This window comes from Vibrio sp. Vb0667, assembly GCF_033391095.1.
The window spans coordinates 1-1174 of record NZ_JAWPOL010000284.1; the positions used below are offsets into that span (position 1 = coordinate 1).

The following is a 1174-nucleotide window of genomic DNA, read 5'->3' on the forward strand; positions in this document are numbered from 1 at the left end:
AAATACTAATTAGTATTAGTGATATCCCTGAAGATAGGACAGAGCATCAATTTACATCTAAACCAGAGGTTAAGACGCCAGTTGGATTCGAACAGCACGTAGAATCGATTCCAGAGGTGGAAGATTTTGGTTTAAGTGCTGCCGAGTTGATGGATGAAAGTGTCCCATCAGATTTTCAGTTAGACATTGGTCTAGTAGATGATTTTCTAGAAATTCCGAGTCACGAAACTGAAGTGCCACAACCTAAAGTTGCATCAATGCAGCCTGATACCAACGCTAAAAGTCAAAAAACTACAGTGCATCGAGGTGAACTGGAAGCCTTCATTTATGGCATGGGGATCGACCCCAATATGGTACCAAGCCAAAATCGAGAGCAGTGGTTTGAACAATTAGGTCAGTCGTTTTCTCTCATGCTTATTGGGCTAATGGAGACTCTTCACAATCGGGCTGTATTTAAACAAACCAATCGCGTCAACCATACTGCATTTAGAAAGTCTGAAAATAATCCACTTAAGTTTTCAGCAAATTTGGAAGATGCAATACACAATTTGTATAACCGTCAAACGTCAAGTTTTTTAAAGCCTAATGCCGCAATAAAAGAAGCATTTAACGATATTGAAAATCATGAGCAGGCTTTAATGCAAGGAGTAGCGGGTACGGTATCGAGTGTCATGTCTCTCGTTGAACCTAATACTATTTATTCAGATGCATTGGCTAAAGACAATGTAATTAACAAGGTTATTCCAGCAAGAAAATATGCTCAGAGTTGGAAGCGCTTTGAAGGTATTCATAGCCAATTAACAGATGAACTTGTCAATAAAGAGTCTCCTTTTTATTTAGAAGATTTTGCTAAGCACTACGAATTAGCGCTCAAGAATAAAGGTTAAGGTGGGATTGTGAAACAAATTTATAAATCATTTTTGCTGTTTATATTTTTAGTATTAATGGGATGCTCCGCCGCTAATTTAGTGGTCGACCCATATGCGGATTTAGAAATAACGGCAAATCATAATATCAACCCTGACTCGAATGGAAGACCATCACCAGTTGTTGTATATGTATTTGAACTTACATCAAATACACTGTTTGAGAGCCAAGATTTTTTCTCTATTTATGAGGAGCATGAAAAAGTACTCGGTCCAGACTTGGTGAATAAATATGAAATATCTTTGAC

Annotated in this window: 2 protein-coding genes; both read left to right on the forward strand. The window is 37.6% G+C overall.

All coding sequences use genetic code 11. The annotated features are described in order from the left end of the window. Window positions 1-887: type VI secretion system-associated FHA domain protein TagH (tagH, locus tag R8269_RS25300; protein ID WP_318222918.1), on the forward strand; the 887-nt coding region annotated here is incomplete at its 5' end. Window positions 888-896: 9 nt separating this feature from the next. Further along, on the forward strand, window positions 897-1174 hold a 278-nt coding region (gene tssJ, locus R8269_RS25305; protein WP_318222919.1), incomplete at its 3' end, for a type VI secretion system lipoprotein TssJ.